Annotated in this window: 25 protein-coding genes; 9 read left to right on the top strand and 16 right to left on the bottom strand. The window is 43.5% G+C overall.

The window, feature by feature from the left end; all coding sequences use genetic code 11:
- Positions 1-11: 11 nt before the first annotated feature.
- The 9 genes from ACFQ3J_RS05355 to merR1 all read right to left on the bottom strand — a co-directional run bounded on the left by ACFQ3J_RS05355 (position 12) and on the right by merR1 (position 5,211).
- Positions 12-461 carry a MarR family winged helix-turn-helix transcriptional regulator gene (locus ACFQ3J_RS05355; protein WP_169284754.1) on the bottom strand — a complete coding sequence of 150 codons (450 nt, stop codon included), beginning with the start codon at positions 459-461 and terminating at the stop codon, positions 12-14.
- A gap of 100 nt (positions 462-561) precedes the next feature.
- Complete coding sequence (locus ACFQ3J_RS05350) at positions 562-1,005, bottom strand: protein-tyrosine phosphatase family protein (RefSeq protein ID WP_049868156.1); 444 nt, start codon at positions 1,003-1,005, stop codon at positions 562-564.
- 3 nt (positions 1,006-1,008) lie between these two features.
- On the bottom strand, positions 1,009-1,479 hold the full coding sequence (locus ACFQ3J_RS05345; RefSeq protein ID WP_049869721.1) for an ArsI/CadI family heavy metal resistance metalloenzyme: 471 nt from the start codon (positions 1,477-1,479) through the stop codon (positions 1,009-1,011).
- Between the two features lie 10 nt (positions 1,480-1,489).
- Positions 1,490-1,915, bottom strand: a complete 426-nt coding sequence (arsC, locus tag ACFQ3J_RS05340) for an arsenate reductase (thioredoxin) (protein WP_169284755.1) — start codon at positions 1,913-1,915, stop codon at positions 1,490-1,492.
- Between the two features lie 29 nt (positions 1,916-1,944).
- On the bottom strand, positions 1,945-3,357 hold the full coding sequence (locus ACFQ3J_RS05335) for an arsenic transporter (RefSeq protein ID WP_169284756.1): 1,413 nt from the start codon (positions 3,355-3,357) through the stop codon (positions 1,945-1,947).
- A gap of 17 nt (positions 3,358-3,374) precedes the next feature.
- Positions 3,375-3,698, bottom strand: coding sequence for an ArsR/SmtB family transcription factor (locus ACFQ3J_RS05330; protein WP_049868158.1), 324 nt, complete (start codon positions 3,696-3,698; stop codon positions 3,375-3,377).
- A gap of 14 nt (positions 3,699-3,712) precedes the next feature.
- Positions 3,713-4,144: an arsenate reductase ArsC gene (locus tag ACFQ3J_RS05325; protein ID WP_049868159.1), complete on the bottom strand. Its 432-nt coding sequence runs from the start codon at positions 4,142-4,144 to the stop codon at positions 3,713-3,715.
- A gap of 194 nt (positions 4,145-4,338) precedes the next feature.
- Positions 4,339-4,791 carry a putative iron-sulfur cluster-binding metallochaperone gene (locus ACFQ3J_RS05320; RefSeq protein WP_169284757.1) on the bottom strand — a complete coding sequence of 151 codons (453 nt, stop codon included), beginning with the start codon at positions 4,789-4,791 and terminating at the stop codon, positions 4,339-4,341.
- Between the two features lie 24 nt (positions 4,792-4,815).
- Complete coding sequence (gene merR1 / locus ACFQ3J_RS05315) at positions 4,816-5,211, bottom strand: mercury resistance transcriptional regulator MerR1 (protein ID WP_169284804.1); 396 nt, start codon at positions 5,209-5,211, stop codon at positions 4,816-4,818.
- A gap of 494 nt (positions 5,212-5,705) precedes the next feature.
- On the opposite strand from merR1, the gene ACFQ3J_RS05310 reads away from it, so the two are divergent.
- A complete protein-coding gene (locus ACFQ3J_RS05310) occupies positions 5,706-6,245 on the top strand; it encodes a cupin domain-containing protein (protein ID WP_084781435.1) in 540 nt (179 codons plus the stop codon).
- A 201-nt stretch (positions 6,246-6,446) separates the two neighbouring features.
- Here the strand turns inward: ACFQ3J_RS05310 and ACFQ3J_RS05305 are convergent, their stop codons facing one another.
- On the bottom strand, positions 6,447-6,989 hold the full coding sequence (locus ACFQ3J_RS05305; RefSeq protein ID WP_049868160.1) for a recombinase family protein: 543 nt from the start codon (positions 6,987-6,989) through the stop codon (positions 6,447-6,449).
- 169 nt (positions 6,990-7,158) lie between these two features.
- Here ACFQ3J_RS05305 and ACFQ3J_RS05300 point away from each other — a divergent pair, with 169 nt between their 5' ends.
- From ACFQ3J_RS05300 to ACFQ3J_RS05290, 3 genes are read left to right on the top strand one after another with little or no spacing between them, the layout of a single operon-like run.
- Positions 7,159-8,625, top strand: a complete 1,467-nt coding sequence (locus ACFQ3J_RS05300; RefSeq protein ID WP_169284758.1) for a SulP family inorganic anion transporter — start codon at positions 7,159-7,161, stop codon at positions 8,623-8,625.
- Positions 8,626-8,643: 18 nt separating this feature from the next.
- Positions 8,644-9,063: a universal stress protein gene (locus ACFQ3J_RS05295; RefSeq protein ID WP_169284759.1), complete on the top strand. Its 420-nt coding sequence runs from the start codon at positions 8,644-8,646 to the stop codon at positions 9,061-9,063.
- Positions 9,064-9,093: 30 nt separating this feature from the next.
- Entirely contained in the window at positions 9,094-10,431 is a 1,338-nt protein-coding gene (locus tag ACFQ3J_RS05290; RefSeq protein ID WP_169284760.1) for an MFS transporter, read from the top strand.
- A 1,302-nt stretch (positions 10,432-11,733) separates the two neighbouring features.
- Here ACFQ3J_RS05290 and ACFQ3J_RS05285 read toward each other — a convergent pair.
- From ACFQ3J_RS05285 to ACFQ3J_RS05270, 4 genes are all read right to left on the bottom strand, one after another.
- The gene (locus tag ACFQ3J_RS05285; RefSeq protein ID WP_049868164.1) at positions 11,734-11,949 is read right to left on the bottom strand and encodes a hypothetical protein; all 216 of its coding nucleotides are present in this window, start codon (positions 11,947-11,949) and stop codon (positions 11,734-11,736) included.
- Between the two features lie 30 nt (positions 11,950-11,979).
- Positions 11,980-12,303 (bottom strand): ArsR/SmtB family transcription factor, encoded by a 324-nt coding sequence (locus ACFQ3J_RS05280; protein ID WP_169284761.1) that lies wholly within the window; start codon positions 12,301-12,303, stop codon positions 11,980-11,982.
- A 48-nt stretch (positions 12,304-12,351) separates the two neighbouring features.
- Positions 12,352-14,112 carry a SulP family inorganic anion transporter gene (locus ACFQ3J_RS05275; RefSeq protein WP_169284762.1) on the bottom strand — a complete coding sequence of 587 codons (1,761 nt, stop codon included), beginning with the start codon at positions 14,110-14,112 and terminating at the stop codon, positions 12,352-12,354.
- A gap of 175 nt (positions 14,113-14,287) precedes the next feature.
- A complete protein-coding gene (locus ACFQ3J_RS05270) occupies positions 14,288-14,617 on the bottom strand; it encodes an ArsR/SmtB family transcription factor (protein WP_036684721.1) in 330 nt (109 codons plus the stop codon).
- Between the two features lie 853 nt (positions 14,618-15,470).
- Between ACFQ3J_RS05270 and ACFQ3J_RS05265 the strand changes: the two genes are divergently transcribed.
- From ACFQ3J_RS05265 to ACFQ3J_RS05245, 5 genes are all read left to right on the top strand, one after another.
- Complete coding sequence (locus tag ACFQ3J_RS05265; protein ID WP_169284805.1) at positions 15,471-16,481, top strand: ketoacyl-ACP synthase III; 1,011 nt, start codon at positions 15,471-15,473, stop codon at positions 16,479-16,481.
- Between the two features lie 130 nt (positions 16,482-16,611).
- Complete coding sequence (locus ACFQ3J_RS05260; RefSeq protein WP_169284763.1) at positions 16,612-17,286, top strand: carbonic anhydrase; 675 nt, start codon at positions 16,612-16,614, stop codon at positions 17,284-17,286.
- On the top strand, positions 17,207-17,884 hold the full coding sequence (locus ACFQ3J_RS05255; protein ID WP_248551623.1) for a cytochrome ubiquinol oxidase subunit I: 678 nt from the start codon (positions 17,207-17,209) through the stop codon (positions 17,882-17,884). Before ACFQ3J_RS05260 ends, ACFQ3J_RS05255 begins: the two co-directional genes overlap by 80 nt.
- A gap of 12 nt (positions 17,885-17,896) precedes the next feature.
- A complete protein-coding gene (locus tag ACFQ3J_RS05250) occupies positions 17,897-18,913 on the top strand; it encodes a cytochrome d ubiquinol oxidase subunit II (RefSeq protein ID WP_049868173.1) in 1,017 nt (338 codons plus the stop codon).
- Positions 18,914-19,272: 359 nt separating this feature from the next.
- On the top strand, positions 19,273-19,596 hold the full coding sequence (locus ACFQ3J_RS05245) for a hypothetical protein (RefSeq protein WP_143812100.1): 324 nt from the start codon (positions 19,273-19,275) through the stop codon (positions 19,594-19,596).
- Positions 19,597-19,780: 184 nt separating this feature from the next.
- Here ACFQ3J_RS05245 and ACFQ3J_RS05240 read toward each other — a convergent pair whose 3' ends face one another.
- On the bottom strand, positions 19,781-20,164 hold the full coding sequence (locus ACFQ3J_RS05240) for a DUF302 domain-containing protein (RefSeq protein ID WP_049868174.1): 384 nt from the start codon (positions 20,162-20,164) through the stop codon (positions 19,781-19,783).
- A gap of 20 nt (positions 20,165-20,184) precedes the next feature.
- The gene (locus tag ACFQ3J_RS05235) at positions 20,185-20,760 is read right to left on the bottom strand and encodes a class I SAM-dependent methyltransferase (protein WP_169284765.1); all 576 of its coding nucleotides are present in this window, start codon (positions 20,758-20,760) and stop codon (positions 20,185-20,187) included.
- Positions 20,761-20,786 lie beyond the last annotated feature (26 nt).

The following is a 20,786-nucleotide window of genomic DNA, read 5'->3' as shown; positions in this document are numbered from 1 at the left end:
GAGAAAAGAAATCACCCGATGGGGGTGGAACAGCAAAGGCTGGATTTTGACATCGCTTCATTCAAAAGCTTAATGGAGCGAATGACCGTTTCTTTTTCAAAATCGTTCATGTGAGAGAAAACTTCAGCTAAATAAGCGTTCATTTGCTGGTCAATCGTCGTGGCCACGTACTTCCCTTCTGTCGTGAGCGAAAGCACATACACCCTGCGGTCGTCCGGATCGGGCGATTTTTTGACCAAATTCATTTTAATTAACGATTGGACTTGTCGGCTAAAGGTCGTAATATCGGTCCCTAACGCCTCGGCTACCTGCTGAATGGACGGTTGATGCTGACGATCGATCTCGTAAAGAATATGGCTTTGCACCAAAGATATATCGCATCCACCGGCGGAGCAGCAATTTTTATTGAGAAACCCAAAACGGCGTGTCATGATCTGAAATAGTTCGCGAACATTTTCCACTGTGGTTCACCTCATGACTTAGTTATACAATATTTATTTGCAAATTGCAAATAAAATAATCGCAATAGAAAACCACTCGGCTGAGTGGTCTCCTGATTGCTTATTTGCCGGGATATAATTTGTGCAACGATTCTCTCTGGGAGGGTTTAATATCAATGATGTTGCGAATGCTCTTCGCCTTGGCCTCGGCTTCGTCAAGCGTGTCGCTTAATCCCAAGGCAAGTAAGGTGCCAGCGGCTACCGTACCGGTCCGTCCCTTTCCACCGCCACAATGAAAAGCAACTTTCTTGTTTTGGTGATAAGCTTCGATGACGGCCTGGATCGCTTGCTCGAAGGCTTTTTCTTGCGGCATAGCAGCATGATCTGCTAACGGAATTTGAATCCATTCCGCACTCGCCGCTGGATAGGCGCAATCCGTCGCTTCGCCGCGCAGATCCACGATCACGTCGATACCTTCATTTTTTACCATCGATTCAACATCGGCTGCCGCGCCCATAAAAATTTTATCAGGAATCAAAGCATGGTAGGTTTTTTCAGACGCCATGGACTATACTCCTTTTTTAAACGATCCAAACTCAATCGGAACCGGGGCCGCTGGCGGCGCGCAGCACAGGGACAAATCCCTGGCTTCTCCGGCGGATTCGAATTCGGAATCTTCTTTTGTGTAGAAAATCTCCCAAGCGTTGCCGTCCGGATCATATACCCAAACTTTATCCTGCACCGCATAGCAGCATGTGGTATTCATCTCGTCAATCAGTAGCAGTCCGCTTTGACGAAGCCTCTCCCCCATGGCCAGCACTTCTTCCGTATTATTCACTTGAAATCCCAAGTGGTTCAGTACACCCTTTTGTTCGAAGGGACGTACATTGAGCGAAAAATGAAGCGCCGGTTCTTCTAACTCGAATTTGGCGTAGTTATCTTTAACCTTACTCGGTTCGGCTCCAAAAAAAGCGCGATAGAACTCAAGAGACTTGTTCAGCTCCGTGCAGTTTAAAGCAACATGCATTCGTTTGATCATCGTCGCCACCTCATTTCCCTTCTTTGACAAATTGTTCAATCCGGCTCTTAATCGAATCGCGAACGGTGCGGAACTGGTTCATAATTTCGTCTTCCGTTCCGGTTGCTTTTGCCGGATCATCAAAACCCCAATGCCATTTCGTTACATTCTTGTTGGAGATCACAGGGCAATGCTCGTCGGCGTGGCCGCACAGGGTAATAACATAATCGGCGTGATTCAAAATATCCGGATCGATCACATCGGAGGTGTTTTTGCTAATATCTACGCCAGCTTCTTGCATGACTTGCACCGCACGCGGATTCAGTCCGTGTGCTTCAAGACCTGCACTTTTAACTTCATATTTATCGCTGCCTAGCGCGTTTAAAAACCCGTCTGCGATTTGGCTTCTGCAAGAATTTCCGGTGCACAAAAAATAAATTAACTGTTTTTTCTCCATGGTGAACAATCTCCTTTGATTTCAATTCATTAATCGCCTTGATGAACTCTTTTCGCTTGTTTACTTCTCATAAAAGTCTTCATGATCATTGCAACTACCACTAGGACGATCACGATCACCGCGATACATAACCATACATTCACCTGTAGCGTCTGGAGAACATAAAGCCATACATAAAGACCGGTGAGCGTAATGAACAACGTGGGAATGGTTAACAGGATACCGACTTTAAAATAATAGCCCCATCTAATTTTCACGTTTTTCGTGGATAGGACATGCAGCCAAAGCAGCGTGGCCAAGGAGCCGATTGGCGTAATTTTCGGCCCTAAGTCCGAACCGATCACATTCGCATAGATCAGCGCCTCACGAATGAACCCATCGGTTTGCGTACCTTGGATGGCCAGCGCATCGATCATGACCGTGGGCATGTTGTTCATAATGGACGACAGGATGGCTGCAATAAAGCCCATACCTACGGTAGCCACAAATAACCCTTGGTCTGCGACCGCTTGAATGACGCTGCCTAGTGCATCCGTAAGTCCGGCATTGCGCAAGCCATAAACGACCACATACATGCCGATAGAGAAGATGACGACAGCCCAGGGAGCGCCTTTGACCAGTTTCCAGGTATGAATCGCAGGGCTTTTTCTCGCCGCGAACAAAAAGGCAATCGCTGCAACCCCGGCAATAATGGATACAGGGATCGAGAAAAATTCGCTAATGAAATACGCAACGAGCAGCGCGGCTAAAATGACCCAAGATAACTTAAACAGCCGCATATCCTTGATGGCTTCCTTCGGCTTTTTCAGTTGCTTAAGATTGTAAGTGTTCGGGATACTCTTCCGGAAATACAGATACAACACAATGAGGCTCGCAATGACGGAAAAGAAATTCGGAACAATCATGCGGCTCGCGTATTCCGCAAAACCGATGTTGAAATAATCCGCAGATACGATGTTAACCAAGTTGCTGACGACAAGCGGTAAAGATGCCGTATCCGCAATGAACCCACTGGCCATAATAAACGGCAGGATCATCTTTTCATCAAACTTAAGTGCCCGGACCATGGCGAGTACAATCGGGGTAATAATCAAGGCCCCGCCATCATTGGCAAACAGGGCGGCAACCGCCGATCCCAGCAGGATGATAAATACAAACATGAGCAGGCCGTTTCCGCGGGCCAGCCGCGCCATATGCAATGCAGCCCACTCAAAAAATCCGATTTCATCCAGCACCAGTGAGATTAAAATAATGGCCACAAACGCCAAGGTAGCGTTCCACACGATACCGGTTACGGTGCCGACGTCCGCGAAGCTGACCACACCAAAGAGCAAAGCAAAGATCGCTCCGGCACTTGCCGACCAGCCGATATTTAATCCTTTCGGTTGCCAAATGACAAAAAGCAACGTTACCAAGAAAATGAAAATCGCCACATAAACCATTTATGCTTCCTCCTGAACTACGTACAGCAATCATTGGTTTCGCAAACGGCAGGCTCAATCAGCGCCGCTTGCGAAGGAATTTCTTTTAGAATATCCAAAATATAAGGCTTGTCTTCCAGGCAGAGCGAATAATAAACCCACTGTCCCCTGCGAGACTCTTTGACCAGGCCCCCGTCCCGCAGCTTGCGCATATGCTGACTGATATTGGGCTGGCTCGTTTTCAAAATGTCCACGATCTCGCACACGCACAGTTCCTTCACCTGCAACAAGGCTACGATAGTGAGTCTGTTCCGGTCCCCCAATAGCTTCAAGGCATCCGCTACTTCTTCTAGTTTGCTCAACTGCTTCACTCCTTTTAAGCGACGGGAATGTCCATCCCTTTTAACAACCCGATTACTTTCTCCCGAATCTCGTCACGCGCTCTCTTCACGTCTTCCAGGTTGCCGCCGTCTACAGCCAACGGGTCGGGGATGTTCCACTCGACGTTCATGATCTTAAACGGTACGATAGGACAGCGTTCTACAATTTGTTCGCACAACTTGACGATGGCATTCGACGCTAGAAAAAATTTCATATCGATTTTTTTGCAAACATGCTGGGAAAGATCGATGCCTACCTCGCGCATAGCTTCAACGGTGTAAGGATGCACTTCTTTCGATGGTTCTAATCCGGCACTCTCCACCACCACATGATCCCCGCCATAAAACTTAGCAAAGGCTTCGGCCATCTGACTTCGGCACCGATTTTGCCCGCAAAGGAAATAAATCCGCGTAACATCCCGTTTCATTCTCCCACACTCCCCTACCCCTTGTAAATAGCCATATAATTATTTGCTTATTTCAAATATGATTTTACATGCCAATTGTTATCGCAGTATTAACGTTGAAAAAGAAAAAAGCAGCCGCCGGGGAAGGAACTGCGATGTTTTCGATTAATTTTCACCGGGTGAAACGATATAGATTTCGTAAGATTGACAAGAAATTAGATCTTGTCAAGGCTCCGGATGAATGACGTGACATTGCCCAAACAGCAGGCTCCTTGTGGGTTATTAACCTCACACCCACAGCGACCAGCTTGAATTTGTTCTCTTATATGATCAATTGGATTCTGATTTTCCTGAACGGCTTGTATTAAGCGTTCTCTTGTCCATCCGAAGCAGTAACAAACGGGTACTTCCAATGCAGCGTCTTTTTGGAACACCGAAACTTTGAGCATATCTTTGCCAAATGTCTGCTCATCACTAAAATAGACAACTTCGCAAGATGAATTCGCGCAAAAAGTGTAAGTTAATTCAGGGTATATTGTTTCTAACGCGGTTGGTTGAAGCAATGCCTTGAGCGTAATCAATTGAATAGTTTTGCCCTTTTGGTAACAAACAGGGCATTGAATTGATTTTGTTGGATTATCAGTGGAAGTTTGACAACAGCTATGCATTTTGTATCACTCCTTGTGCAGTCTTTAATTCATCACTGTTTTAATAATGGGGCATTCATAAATATCTTTGTTTTCGGGGCATCTTTCTTTAAGGTCTACCAACATCCGTTCAATTCTTCGGAGGTCTTCAATTTTACGCTGGATGTCCTCTATCTTTTGAACAGTGAAATCATACATATCGCGGCACTTTACTTCATCCCGATCAACAACACCTAACAATTTGTCAATTTCATTTAATACGAATCCCAATTCCTGCATGCGTTTAATAAATGTTATACGATCGGCTGTTTGTTCTGGATATATTCGGTAGCCTGAATCGGTACGAGAAGGTTCTGCAATTAAACCGATTCGTTCATAATACCGGATAGTTTCTTTGTTAACGTTACATTTATCAGCAAGTTCTCCGATACGAAACTGCATTTGCTTCACCTCACACGTAGTATAAACCCTGTACTTAAGTACAGGGTCAAATAGATATTCTTCCTCTTTAATTAAAAAGAATTCATTACCGAGAATGTTTGTGCACCCACATTTTTTTACATCGCTTTTTGGGAAGTCCTTAGCGTACAGAATTTCCGAAATGTTGGCGTTACCATATATACGCTTCGCCTTTCGCTTCAAGGACGTAAGCACTTTCAATTATATTTTATTACATTGACTTTGCGGGTGGAACTAATATGGGGGAGAAAGTACACATGAAGCTGGGATATGGCCGTGTGTCGGCTAAAGATCAAAAACCGGAACGACAGTTCGTCAAGTTCCAGGAGTTGGGCATCTAGGACCATTTGTAAATAGTTTGTATTTGTCTTGTGATTATTTAGGCTCTTGCCCATTACTGCAGGTTTTGCACTCCTTTATATAGGCAGTTGCATATGATAAAAAAGTAAACACTGAATCATAAGAGGAGAATGAGTATGTTCCATAAATCATGCCATCACTATCAATGGCATAATCCGATGCATAACAGCTGGAATAACAACTATCGGGATTATAATCCTCACTATTACAATTGGTATAATACTGATAGTAATCCCTACGGAAAAATGAAATTAAGAGATTATGGACAAAGTCCACTTGTAGTGAATATTGACCAGGCAGCAAAGCAAAACAAAACTTACCGTACCGCTTTATGGACAGGAAAACATTTTCAAGTGACTCTGATGAGTATTAATGTTGGCGATGATATCGGTTTAGAAGTCCATCCGACAACTGATCAATTCATACGTATTGAAGAAGGTCAGGGACTTGTTCAAATGGGTGATAGGAAGGACAAATTGGATTTTCAAGTAATGGCCTATGATGACTATGCAATTATGATACCTGCTGGAAAATGGCACAATGTAACCAACACAGGCAATACCCCCCTTAAAGTTTACGTTATCTATGCGCCTCCTGAGCATCCATATGGTACAGTTCATGAAACAAAAGCAATTGCACTGTCTGCTGAAGGTTAGTTAAATCCAATTATTCCAACTTTATTTCGTCCCGGTCCGGAACCCAGGCCGGGTTAATTGGGGTATTACCAGCGTCACTGTCACGAAGTCCAAAAGTATGGAACAAAATAGTTTGTTGAATATGACTCATAAATTTCCAAGAAGGCCGGGTGGTATCAGCTTCGCTGGTACTCCCCCTAAGGCAGTCTATATTGGACTAGATCAACTCTCCAAATAGCGATATAGTGTAGTTTTACTAATTCCCGTCTCTTCCTTTATCTGTGCAAGACTATACTTTTGACTCTGATACATATGAATGGCTCGTTTCACATTCTCATCAGGCTTTCGCGGACGGCCAGGACTCATTCCTTTTTGTTTCGCCTCATACAATCCCTTTTTAGTATTCTCACTAATGACATCACTTTGAAAATTCAATAAATAATTTACGCTGTCATGAAATGAGTATCCTGATGATTGATTCGTATTTATCCCTTCGCCAACAGTATAGAGATATGACCTTTTTTCATTTAATTGATTTAATAGCTCTGCTAGATGCCGGGTAGAATCCGCAAATGAAAATAGCCTTGCAACAACAACTGTATCCCCTGGTTGAAGTTCATTCATCATTTTTATTAACATTACTCTTTTTTTAGGGGATGAATGCTCCTCAGTGAAGAATTGGTCACAATTCAGTTCTTTCAAAGTCTCTATTTGGATTTTACAATTTAAATCATCTTGATAGGGTCTCATATAACCAATTAACATAACGTGCCCTCCTTACTGCAGAAGCCCTTTTGAAAGCATACCACAAAAAAGGGACCTAAAAGGTTCCATTTTGGTCCTTTTGGTGATAAAATGAATGAGCCTAATACGGAACCTGACTTTTATGAGAGTTAAAAGTCACACTAAAAATAAATAAGGAGTGGAAGTAAACGTGGTTGAAAGAATAAAAAGAGAGTGGTTTTCAAACATAAGGGGCGACATACTTGCTGGAATTGTTGTCGCTTTGGCTCTCATTCCAGAAGCGATTGCCTTTTCCATTATTGCCGGTGTCGATCCTATGGTTGGTTTATATGCCTCTTTTTGTATCGCAGTCATTATAGCCTTTGTAGGCGGTCGTCCAGGTATGATTTCCGCCGCTACTGGCGCGATGGCTTTGCTGATGGTACCTCTAGTTAAAGATTACGGATTACAATATTTATTAGCCGCCACTATACTCACCGGGATCATACAACTTATTTTTGGATTATTCAAGATTGCAAAGCTAATGAAATTTATTCCTAGAGCCGTCATGATCGGTTTTGTTAACGCACTCGCAATCCTGATATTTATGGCGCAGGTCCCTCATTTTGTTGGCATATCAACTCTGACTTATGTGTTTGTTGCTATTACTTTGATTATTGTATATGTATTGCCTCGTTTTTTCAAAGCCATACCAGCCCCATTAATCGCTATTATCATCCTTACATCGGTTGCCATCTGGGGACATTTAGATTTAGGAACGGTTGGGGATTTAGGAAGAATCACTCAAACCCTGCCTTCTTTCTTTATCCCGGACATTCCATTTAATTTTGAAACACTTCAAATCATCTTTCCTTACTCTGTCGCTTTAGCCATTGTCGGATTACTGGAATCGTTGCTTACATCCTCTATCGTTGATGATATGACAGGAACAGAAAGCAACAAGAACAGAGAATCCAGAGGACAGGGTATCGCAAATATTATTACAGGTTTCTTTGGCGGTATGGCTGGATGTGCCATGATCGGTCAATCTGTAATCAACGTCAAATCAGGGGGCCGCGGCAGGTTGTCCACGTTAGTTGCAGGTCTGTTCTTAATATTTCTGATTCTTGTATTAGGCGGATTGGTTGTACAAATACCGATGCCTGTTTTGGTTGGGATTATGATTATGGTATCGATTGGCACATTTGATTGGACATCATTTTCGTATCTGCGTAAAGCTCCAAAGACGGATGCTCTTGTAATGTTGACTACGGTCATTATCGTTGTGGCGACTCATGACCTCTCCAAAGGCGTTATAGCCGGTGTTATTCTTAGCGCTATCTTCTTTGTGGCCAAAATTTCAAAACTAGAGGTTAGAAGACGGCAGACCAGCAAAGAAATCATATTTGATGTAACGGGTCAATTGTTCTTTGCCTCTGTGGAAGGCTTCATAAAAGCCTTTGACTTTAATATCGCTGATGATATAAATATTGTGATTGATTTCTCTCATGCACACATTTGGGACGACTCTGGCGTAGGCGCAGTAGATAAAGTAGTCATCAAATATCGTGAAAACAATAATCATGTCACAATTAAAGGACTAAATGCATCTAGCAAAAAAATTATAGATAAGTTAGCCGTATACCAAGATGCAAATGCTCAATTAAAAGCACACTAATGAAGGGGAGAGATGAATATGTATCAACGTATTTTACTCGCTGCTGATGGGTCAAAAAACTCGATTCGGGCAGCCCAGGAGGCTGCGAAAATTGCATCCTTGATTCCAGATTCCACCGTTGAAATCCTATTTGTGGCGGACTTATCCAAAATTAAAAGTGAAGTCTTGCATTCTCAAAATCATGAGGAAATAGAGTTGAAACGACATCAAAAGTTGCTTCCTATTGCAGAACAACTTTCTGCTAAAAATGTCAATCATGAAACAAAGATTATTACTGGCGATCCTGGTCCAGCTATTGTGGAATATGCAAACAATGAGAAAGTGGACTTGGTCATTATTGGAAGCCGCGGGCTAAATGCCTTACAGGAATTTGTCTTGGGCAGCGTAAGTCATAAAGTGGTTAAGAGAGTACTGTGTCCAGTTATTGTTGTAAAATAATTGATCCCAAGATGTTGGGAGGGAGTTTGATTGAAAAGCAGAACAACAATATTGATAAGTATTGTACTCGCCCTATTCGTAGCATCAATGGATACCACGATTATGAATACAACAATGCCAATCATAGCAAAGAGTCTTGGCGGGTTTGAATTTTTTGCTTGGCCGTTTGCCTCTTATATGATCGCAAGCACCGTGCTCGCTCCAGTTGCAGGCCGATTATCAGACTTGTTCGGCCGGAAACGAGTCTTTGCTTTTGGAATTATTTTATTTTTAATCGGTTCTATACTGTGCGGTGTGTCGCAAACGATGGTACAGCTTGTTATTTTCCGTGGAATTCAAGGTATCGGTGCTGGCTTCATGATGCCTTTTCCAGCTATTATTGCAGGCGATCTATTTTCCATTCAACAGCGCGGAAAAATTCAAGCCTTGGGGACGTCAATGTGGGGACTGTCTGCAGTCATCGCACCGCTATTAGGCGCATTTTTCGTGGAGTATATGACATGGAGATGGATTTTCTTTATAAATATCCCGATTTGCATTCTAGCGTTGCTCACTTTATTACCATATAAAGAGGAGTATACTCCCAAAAAAGCACGTATCGATTATATCGGCGCACTTTTGTTTACGATTGGAGTCAGTGTGTTGCTTCTGGCAACTGTCGTAGATAGCAATCAAATCCTCTATGTCAGTGTTGGCGCAATATTCATTATCGCCTTTTACTTCTTTGAAAAAAAGCAAGCATCACCACTCGTTCCCCTTTCCATTGTTAAAGATAAAACGATTCGCTGGATGAACATTAACGGTTTCCTTGGTTGGGCGGCCTTATTTGGAACCGCAAGCTATATCCCGTTGTTTCTACAGGACATAACCAAACTCTCCGTTTTCCAAAGTGGCATCGCATTACTAGGAACTGCCCTTGGTTGGCTTTCTGCATCTGTTCCGGCGGGAAAGTGGATTTTGAAATTTGGCTATCGCCGTCTGTTTATTATTGGAAGTATTCTGCTCGCTACTTCCGGAGTCTTCCTCGCTTTTTTGCACGATGGAAATGGATTTTGGTATGTATTTTTTGTTTTGATGATTCAAGGTTTCGCTTTCGGTTTATTATCGACAACAGGCGTTATCGGCGCCCAGCAGCTTGTTGAACCGCATGAAAAAGGAATTTCAACTTCATTTATGATGTTTGCTCGTAACATAGGAACAGCAATAGGCGTAACGATCATGGGGGCAATTCTGACGAGATCAGAAGATTTTATGAGCGGAATCCATCACATATTTTTGTACGGATTGATCGGAAGTATGATTGCCCTACTTACTACATTTTTTATCAAAGATCGTACCGCGGACACTGTACCCGAAGGAAAGATATAAGCCCTTCTTATTTCTAGGGGTAGTACCAGCGAAGTGTCAGTTATCCAAACTCCAAAAGTGGAATCCCTTGTTAAATAAGGGCTTCCACTTTGTTTACATGTATTTAATGTAAAACGTAATCGTTGGTTCCTAAAATGGTCAGAACCGGAACAATGGTGTTCAATTAATGCTTATTCCCCTTATTATTTACCGGTAAAATTAAAATAGAACTCTAAGTTCTAATACCAAAAAACAGATTCGGAAACTTAAAGAAAATATTCACGGGGTTATGCCTATAAGTGCCATACTGGGGCAAGTGTCAACATTGTATCGGCGCTTTCCTTACGTGAGATAAAGTTGCCCGGACGGTGGAACCCGGACCAAACTCAACTACCTGTTGTTTAAGTGAACGCAATACGCATAATTCGTAAATCGCGCGATCGGAGTTCATAATTAATATAGATACAAAACTTTCATTTATCAGAATGTTCCTCTTCTTTTCGCTTCTTAGAATGAGTCTTGTTTGTCTTCAAGATAACAAAAGAACAGATGATTAAACCAAAATAAACAACACTAACCATCAAAATTCCAAATCCATTGGAGCTCAAAATCGACCTCCTTTCTATATTGAATAAATGATTCGAAGGTCAGCGTCCCACCACTTTTCTCAGGGTAGTCATTCGAACTCCTTATGCTACTGGACAAGGCAATCACACCCAACCGCTTACATTACATCCTTCACATGAATAGCTAACTATTCATCTGGTCGATCCCATTTTTTAGAATACGCTTTACTAGTTGCCCATATGGTAATCCATATAATAAAGGCGGCTACTCCAATAACCGCGATATAAACAAGCAACATACTGACACCTCCAGATTAATACCATCGGTTTGACTACGACTTGATAAATAAATACACTATAATTCCCAGTGCAATAAAGGTAATAATAAAGTTGAAGATCAAAAAGACATCACAAGCTTGTTTGCTTAAATAGAAGATACGATTGTTGGAACACTTTTCTATTATCCGCCCGACAATCATGGCAACCTTTTGATTTCCGATATTGTCCAGAAACCGTTGTTGTCGAAAGAACATGAATAGCCTTTGAGATACACGTGACCTTCTGACAAGTCAAACAAAAAACTTTATTTTTTAAATCGTTCATAATCTTCTCCTCTCGCTTAAGTTGTTTAGCGAAAACCGTTATCGTTTTTTCCAAGAAGATAGCCGAAAGGTTGTTTCAAGCAAGGTCGAAACTTCCATATACTCCTGTAGTCGAAACGAACGGGTAACCATATCAAGCAGCTCCTTGTTTCATCTTAAAGAGGATCTCTATAAGCAAAAAAACCAATTTTTCTCCCCTGATATAAAATGTTTTGTTCTGGAATGTGTAGTTGTTTCGCCTTTTCCAAAGCAAATACGACGCTCTCGCAATAACCCGTACAGTATCCAAATTCTTGACGAATGCCGGTCGTTTGCTTCAAAAGAATGATCGAGAACCCCTCTCCCTTTTGCTGAATATGAATTTGACTCATTTCATACACTTCCGATCTGACCCTTGCTGTTCAATGAGTCCTGATATCAAGTATGTCAATCACGCTCATTAATTGGTTGTTAAACATGTTTTTGGTCATGAAGAGCAGATCACATATAAGAGGATCTTGCACCGAATAGACGACGCGAGTTCCAACCTTCATTCCTATTACGAGATGCTTCGCTTTTAAAATACCTAAATGTTGGGAAACCGCAGAACCTTGACTTTGTAAACGCGTTTGAAGCTCATTGACACCTTTCGGTCCTTCACATAATAACTCCAAAATCTGCAATCGCAGCGGATGAGCCATGACCTTAAAAACATCTACTCTGTACTGCTGAAGTGCAAGTTGCATTCCCATTCACCTCATTTCGTCTTTGGGGCGACTCCGAGTGAGAATAGGTTAGGTCCTTGATGGATCTGGCTTCAAGCTGGTGATTACTTCTTTTTGAGACTCCTTGTTTGATAACGCCGCGCATTCACGGAAAGCGAAATGTTTACAACCTAGACATTTATTCAAATCCAGTTGCAATAGCGCGAAGTTAAGTGCCTCACCGGTATGTCCAAAAAAATGTTCAGCCCCAATCAGCGTATACAACCCTGTTCTCTTCAATACATCCAAAGGCTGAGCTTGAATTCCGGATACAAGAATAATCCCGCCAAACTTCTCGAAATGTTTCACCAAACTGGACAGATTCGATTCACCTGTCGTATCCATAAAAGGTACTTTTCCCATGCGCAGCAGCAATACTTTCGGCCTAAGATGAATCGTATCCATAATGGACTTTTCAAACATGTTCGCGGCGCCGAAAAAGAGAGGGCCTTCGATGGTATAGATCCCGATTTGTGGACAATCGTGGCCTTCGGTTACCATGTGGGCTTTCACTTTTTCATGTTTAGCTGTTGGGTCAGGCAATACCTTGGAAACCAGTAAGCCATCACTCATTCGTTTCACAAACAGAATTACGGCCAAGATTAATCCGACTTCAACGGCAGTCGTTAAATTTGTAAAGACCGTAAGCAAAAAGGTAATGAGAAGGACAACGGAATCGCTCGTTTTGGTTTTTAAGACGTGAGCGAATTCTTTTCGTTCGCTCATGTTCCAAGCAACCAGCATCAGAATCGGTGCCATACTAGCAAGTGGGATCTCCGATGCATAAGGTGCAAACAAAATGAGCACCAGCAATACAACAATGCCATGTATAATACCCGACAGAGGTGAGACCGCACCGTTTTTGATATTGGTTGCTGTTCGTGCAATGGCTCCTGTCGCTGGAATGCCTCCAAAGAGAGGGGTTACCATATTGGCGACACCTTGCCCAATCAGCTCACGATTGCTGTTATGACGACTGCCGGTCATGCCGTCGGCAACAACCGCCGATAATAAAGATTCGATGCCGCCCAACATGGCAATAATAAAGGCGGGGCGAATCAAGTTTTCAATGCGATCCCAGGTTAGATCAGGGAAATGAAAATGGGGTAGGGTGCTTGGAATAGCTCCAAATGACGATCCAATCGTTGCAACTTCCCCTTTAAAGAATACGGTCGCCACTATAGTGGATACGACGAGCCCTACCAAGGAACCAGGGACCTTCGGTAGAAACTTCGGCGTTAGGAGGATGACAGCCAAGCAAACCACCGCTGTGATAACACTGTAGAGATTTGTAGTTGTGAGATGCATTACAATTTCCTTCATATTTGGTAGAAAATTCTCATGCTTCTCGATACCGCTCAAACCTAAAAAGTTGGCAATTTGTCCGCTGAAGATTATGACGGCAATTCCAGCGGTAAATCCGATGGTTACAGGGCGAGGAATAAATTTTATCAATGCACCGAGTTTAAATAGCCCCATGAGAACGAGAATAATTCCCGCCAAAAATCCCGCAAGCAATAAATTTTCGTATCCATATTCCATGACAATTGCGAAAAGGATCGGAATAAATGCACCGGTCGGTCCGCCAATTTGAAATTTAGAACCTCCGAACAAGGAAATACAGATACCGGCAACGATGGTGGTATAAATGCCATATTCCGGTTTTACACCAGCCGCAATAGCAAACGCCATCCCTAATGGAATGGCGATAATGCCAACAATGAGGCCTGAAATGAGATCCTTGCGGAATGCGGCTGCATGGTATCCTTCAAATCTTCCCATCCATTTCATCTGAACTACCTTCTATTCTTCATATATTTGATTATTTGAATATATATGAAATGTTACTCCTGTCATCGAATAATGTCAATCGTAATAATCTCGTGTCGCTTCGCATGTTTCCGGCTGCAAAACGAAAAAACAAGGTGATCCTTGATGTTGCTCATGGATACCCTTGTTTTTCAGTTTAAGATTCATTTCGAATGACCTCAAGTAATGAAATGGCATCAACGAGATGATTATCGAAGATCTGCTTTGTGACTGCGAGCAGGTCTTTAATCAACGGGTCACGTAACGAATAAATGACAGAAGTACCATCTTTTAAGCCCGTCACCACATTTTTATTTCGCAATACTGCCAACTGCTGAGAAACGGCTGAACCTTCTGATCCTAAAATACTCTGTATCTCATTTACGTTTTTATCTCCTTCACTCAGAACCTCCAGGATACGAATCCGCATGGGATGCGCCAGCGCCTTAAAAAAATCGGCTTTAAACTGTTGGATATTTTGATTCATGGCTAACGCCTCCTTAATCACTATACTTTTGAATATATGAATATCATAACACAACTTCACCCAAAAACATTCTGGAAAGAAGGGCATACCGGAGCATGGATTGTGATTTGGTTGCAACTCCTATATAATACACATTATATTCAAATATCTGATTATTTGATTAAAAGAACATAAGGAGTGGGTACGAATGCCGGACTCTACGAGTAATAACTCATCACATCAAGATTCGTCATCCTCTCACGAATTGACTACACCTTTCATGCAGGTAAGCAGACAAACCGTCATAACAATGGGGATTCATGCGTTACATGAGATTGGGTCCAATTCCATTTGTAACGTTTGTATCGCCAATGGAGGTTCCTGTTGTCAAGGGTGTCGACATCTTGTCAAAGGTATTGGATGCCAAAAACGAAATGCAAGTTGTACGGCATGGTTATGCGGGTTTTTAAAGTTCTTTTTGTATGAAACTGGTCTACTACGAGAATGGAATGACTTTTGGGAGCAAGTCCCGGGACAAGATTACCGTGAGGACTTTACGCCAGAGGTCTTTTATGTGACAAAGTCGTTATACCTTCCGGATCTTCGCAATTTGAGTGAGGCTCTTGCTACTGATCTTCATGAACTGGCTAAATCTCACATTGCGATCGGGTTTATCCTAACCCTACGGGAAAAAATCGATAAACAGATTGATCAACTCCACGAGTGTCAGCATAATCGGAAAAGGAAAACCAAAATAAAACGGAATATAAAAATGTTATCCAGTTCTTTCCACCGTTTTCAAAAAGAACTTCATGAATATCGACAAAAATTTCCGATTTCGTAGCAATTTCAATAAGGATGAAGGGTGGGAATATTGGTGTTTCATTCGCGTATTACAGCCATTGGAACGTATGTACCCCAACGAAAACTGACAAATGATGATTTGGAAAAGATGGTGGATACCAGTCATGAATGGATCGTACAGCGGACAGGCATTCATGAACGACGTATTGCTGAGCGAGACGAATTTACCAGCGATCTCTGTATAAGTGCAGTCAGGAATCTCGTCTCTCGGTATAACAAGACAATCGAGGATGTGGATTTTATTATTGTTTGCACCACTACACCAGATTTTCCTTTTCCTACAGTATCCTGCTTAATTGAAGCCCATTTTCAAATTCAAAACGCTGGTGCGATTGATATTAGTGCCGCTTGTGCTGGATTTACTTATGGACTTATCATGGCTCATGGCTTGATTGCTTCTGGATTGCATAGGAAGGTTCTGGTCATTGCCGGTGAAACGCTGTCCAAAATTACAGATTATTCGGATCGTACAACCTGCGTCTTGTTTGGCGATGCCGCCGGTGCCGTTCTCGTGGAAAGAGATGACCAGTTTGAGGGATTCGTCAGTCATCATGTTGGCTCCGATGGCACAGGTGGGGTCCATATTTATCGGACAGGGCTTGCCAATAGACTCGGCGAGCAAAAGTTGTGCGACAACAATTGCATTGTCCAAAACGGAAGGGAAGTATTCCGTTGGGTGATGCGAACAATACCCAATTCGATTCATCAATTGATGAACAAAAGCAGTCAGACAATAAACGATGTGGACTGGTTTATTCCCCATAGCGCGAATTTGCGACTGATTGAGCCGCTTTGTGAGAAACTGGAGTTCCCTATAGAACGTACGTTGCATAGTCTAACTCACTTCGGTAATACATCGTCTTCAACGATCCCCCTTTCACTCGATTTAGGGATTCGGAGTGGGAAAATCCGTGCGGGAGATAAAGCCTTACTGTATGGGTTTGGGGCTGGGCTCGTGCATGCGGGCGTCCTCGTAAGGTTACAGCTTGATCCTGTCGTTAACGAACCTCTTCCATTATAAATAACGATTATATGTAGCGGTGGCACCTTATGAAGGTGCCTCTTTGTTTTAGTGGGAATAAATCTTGCGAAGGGAGGGAACAGATAAGTTAAATATTCAAAAATTCAAATATTTATTGGAGGCCCTTGTTGTGTCATTAAAGAAGTCCCGCAGCCTGCTCTGTTTGGTTGTATGGATGTGTTTGCTGTCCAGCACAGGATGTCGTTCATTGAACCAGCCTGCTTTCAGCGAAAAGATAAAGCAGGAAATGAATCCTGTGCAAGCGATTCGTCTGTTGGAAGAAGGAAATCAACGATTTGTTACGGGGCATTTAGCAGAAAAACATGTCATTCGAAATCGGAGGCAGCTTATCTCCGAACAAAAACCGGTCGCTGTCATCATAAGCTGCTCCGATTCACGAGTAGCACCGGAAATTGTGTTCGATCAATCACTGGGGGATCTCTTTGTGATTCGCGTTGCTGGAAATATCGTGAATGATGATGTCATAGGAAGTGTCCAATATGCAGTGGATCATTTACACGTTCCGATTGTGTTAGTTTTAGGGCATGAGAACTGCGGCGCGGTTATTGAGGCATTACAAAGAAGGAGGCATCCAGCTTATTTACAATCCATTGTTAATAAGATTGAACCGGCTGCTGAAAAGGCGATATCCGCTGGCATATCCGAAAAAGACATAATTGACCGGGCTGTAATTGAAAATGTCAAAATGGTTGAGGATGAACTACTTGAATACCCGGCATTCAGGTCTCATTCTGGCTGTCGCGACCATTTGGATCGGAGATGGGTCCGCCAAATTTCTGGCTAAGGTACAGCCCGAAAAGTTGGCTGCCGCTGAATGGCATTTCGAAACCGGAAATCGGGTTTCTTTGATTGTAGGAGGTCATTTGAACCCGGACACGTTGGAAGTAACCGGTGCAATTGAAATCCCATGGGGGCTCAGCTTTCTCGCCACAGGCGATCCGAATGGAACCGTAGTGGGGTTGAACGATTTTCCAAGATCGGAATGGCCGCCGCTATATGTCCATTATTTGTTCGATTCGATGGTCGGCATCGGCTTTTATTTACTTGCTATTCCTGTTCTGTTCCTGACTATCAACAAAATAAAGCGCTGGAATGCCTATAATCGATGGCTCCTGACCGGGATTGTTGCAGGAGGGCCATTATCCCTTCTTGCCATTGAACTGGGATGGTTTTATGCCGAGGTGGGAAGACAACCCTGGATTATCAGAGGATATATGAAAGTTTCAGATGCGGTCACAACAAATCCCAACGTTGGTGTTACGTTTTGGCTTTTTGCCGCACTGTATGCGCTTCTCGGCGTCATTTGCTTATTCGTCCTTGGTCGATTGTTCCGAAACAAGCCTGCGGAAATGGAACTAGAGGAAAGGCGTATTATTTTGTAGAGGAGCATGGAGATGTCGTTGGAGCAGCTTGGAATTACGGTGCTTTGGGTGTTTTTGTACGGGTATTTGATCGTTGCTTCGATTGATTTCGGCGCTGGTTTTTATGCTTATTACGGCAGAGTCATCGGAATCGAGTCCGTTATTGGGCCGCTGATTTCCCGATATTTGTCTCCCGTCTGGGAAGTAACGAATGTGTTTCTGGTCTTTTTCTTCGTAGGTATTGTCGGTTTTTTTCCGGACACTGCTTACTACTATGGTACCGCTTTGTTAATCCCCGGAAGTATTGCGCTAATCTTGCTTGCGGTCCGAGGATCCTTCTACGCATTTACGAATTACGGGGCAAGAAAAAACAATCTTTACTTACTTGCTTACGGATCCACGGGATTACTGATTCCGGCTGCGCTGTCAACAGTTTTCACCATATCGGAAGGAGGTTTTTTGTCTTTTGAAGGCCACTCCGTCCACTTGTTGATGGAGGAGTTGTTTTTTAGTACCTATTCCTGGGCGGTGGTTCTGCTAGCCATTTCAAGCGTTCTATTTATAAGTTCTTCTTTCCTTACTTATTACGCGGCGCGTGCTGAAGATCGAAAGGCGCTGGAATGGCTTCGCCGGTTTGCACTCTGGGGAGGCATTCCGACCATCATCTCCAGCTTATTTACGTTTATGGCGTTGCGAAATCATAACCGAGACCATTTCCTAAACACATTGGATGTGTGGTGGATGTTTGGCTTGTCTTTTATTTGTTTTGCGATTGCGGTGTGGTTCATCTGGCGCAGGCATCGATATGGATGGGCGTTTATCTTGGTTATGGCCCAGTTCGCCTTTGCCTTTTTCGGTTACGGACAGTCACATCTCCCGTATCTTCTCTATCCCATCTTGACATTAACCGGCGGCGTGACCAATCCAGTGATGGGGCGTGCACTGGTTGCAGCATTCACGGCGGGGCTGCTGTTGTTGATACCGGCATTGATATTGCTGTTACGCTTGTTTTTATTCAATGCAGACTATGTAAAGGGGAAAATAAGATGAATCTTTTTGATCGACAAGACAAATGGCTCATGTGGTTATGTTTTGGAATTGCCTTTTTGCTTTTCTTATCGTCGGTTCGATATTTATTTTAACCGGCAAATATATAGGTTTGGCACTTTTTTTGTGCATTGTGCATAGAGCTCAGTTCCCTGCACGTCATGGGGCGATACGTCCGCTCAGCGATGCCACTCTCATCTTAAAGACAAGAGCACCGGGTTTTCCCTGTAACCATCGAAATACTCCTTTATAAGCAAGAAATTTCGCTTTGATTGTCATCCATAGTCATATGGGACTGCCGCTAGACATCAAGCTGGCTTCCCTGGTTTCAAGCATCTATATTTTGCTCAGTGCGCACAGCCATGACTGAATCAAGCGGCCAATTCGCAAGAACAGGCCTTCATTATTCAATCAGGGCCAGCGTTTCATTCGTCGGCCGAATCGATCGAATCGGGTCGACTCATCACCTTCGAGCATCGGCTGGTGCCCGTACTGGATACAGCACTCCTATGCTGCCATGGAAGCTGACAATTAAGGATTTGTATTGCATCATTCCCACCAACCCTGAGCTGTTTACAATGGAGCTCGAAGGCAGTGACTTGCTGCCCCCCTGCCCGTATCCATTGTGTGTAGAGAAAAATGAGCTTCCTCCGTCGATCGGGGAAGCTCATTTTTCAATCAATTGACCAGACTAGCCTTCCTGCTTTGAAGTTCATTCATACTTACTTTACCCCGTTTAGCGCTTTGTAATTGGCTAACGGCAGCTTTCACTTCGAAGACGTATACCGATCCAACAAGGCGAAGGCCCGCCGTCCCAGCCTTTTCTGTTCATCTAACTCAAGCGTTCAGTAGCAGTTGTATGGATGTGGCTCAGATGCTCTTATCAACACAAGCAGTCAAACGCTTCTCGATGTCGGAAGCAATGTTCATCAAGGCCTCATTCTCCACAAGTCCAATGAGAGCCGTTGGCTTCGGCATGCCGATCTTGGTCCTTTCATTCTCCACATACACAGCCAGTTTGCAGGGAAGGAAGTATCCGACCAACGCATTTTCGGACAAAACCCGCCTGGCCTCCACTGGGTTGCAGACCTCGAGAATCTGATACGGCATGTCGAATTCGACGCCTTTCTCGTTCAGCTTCGCCTTCATATCCAGTTGCCATAGGACGCCGAACTTCTCCGCCTTCAAATTTTCCGTCAGTGCTTCAACCGCCTGCTCAGGTGTTTTGGTAGTTTCAACTGTATAATGGAACATCGTTTACAACTCCCTTTACATCATTTCTGTACGACCAGAACGTAATGTGCGCCGGTGGGGTGATCCGTTTCCAGTATGGTAAAACCGGCTTGCTCAAACGAGTGTGTCAACTCCTCGGAGCCTATTCGATGGTGCAGCGGCGGCCCTTGATCCGTCTCCTGCTTTTCCCACTCTAGGCATGCACACCGGCCGCCTCTGCGAAGGACCCGGTGAATCTCAGACAAAGCCTGTTGAAGCGGCTCCGCTTCATGCAGGACCAGGGACGCGATGACACGATCCACCGACTCTTCCTCCAGAGGAATCTGCTCAAGCCGGCCTTCGATGGTCTGAATATTTTTTATCTGCTTCTGTTTCGTCTTGCTGCGAATAACCTCCAGCATCATGGGCTCGATATCCAAGGCAAGTATGGTCCCACTTGTTCGCTCTGAAACAGGGATGGAAAAATACCCCGTGCCAGCTCCAAGATCCAGAATAGTTGCTGACTCGTTCTCATTCAGGGCCAGCTTCTCTAGCAAAGATTCCGGGGGAAGAACAGCCTTACGTTCGGGACTGTCGAGTTTAGCCATATTTTCAGGATTAAAGCGACGCTCGTGCATGGGATTGTCCTCCATTCATTCACTAA

This window comes from Paenibacillus provencensis, from assembly GCF_042678545.1.
GTDB lineage: Bacteria > Bacillota > Bacilli > Paenibacillales > Paenibacillaceae > Paenibacillus > Paenibacillus provencensis.
This window is presented reverse-complemented; position numbering and strand designations above follow the sequence as displayed.